Genomic DNA, 441 nt, shown 5'->3' on the forward strand with positions numbered 1-441 from the left:
ACTTAACCTCTCCATAATACTTTCCACCATATATCCTTTTCACTTACCAGTTTTATGGCAAATACCGAGACCACGCACACGTGTAGCGACAACGAAAACCGCCAACAAAGGAAACCTGAATACCTGAGATTTCTAAACGCTTTTGCGAACCAACATAATTGCTAACCTGGCTATACCGAAGAAGGAGACAGCAACCTATGACAACACTAGCAACAGAACTCAGCTCAGCAAAAATTCCTCTTGATAACTGGGGGATACCCAATAACACAGCCAACACACCACCCATACCCAACCTTAATGCGATCCGAAAAGCCGCGACGGGCATAAGCCAACCCAACCTTGAGTTTTTGCCACCTTCGAGAGATACATTGCGACACCTGGCTGAGATTATTTACTCAACATCGACATGGTCGTTCGCACCCTTCCATGAAGGCGTGTTCA

At 45.8% G+C, this 441-nt stretch carries 1 protein-coding gene; it reads left to right on the forward strand.

All coding sequences use genetic code 11. The annotated features are described in order from the left end of the window. Positions 1-197 precede the first annotated feature (197 nt). A partial coding sequence (locus tag AB4585_RS22530) for a hypothetical protein (protein WP_372171044.1) occupies positions 198-441 on the forward strand: 244 nt, incomplete at its 3' end.

Source organism: Vibrio sp. 10N.222.49.C9, assembly GCF_041474985.1.
Taxonomy (GTDB): Bacteria; Pseudomonadota; Gammaproteobacteria; order Enterobacterales; family Vibrionaceae; genus Vibrio; species Vibrio crassostreae_C.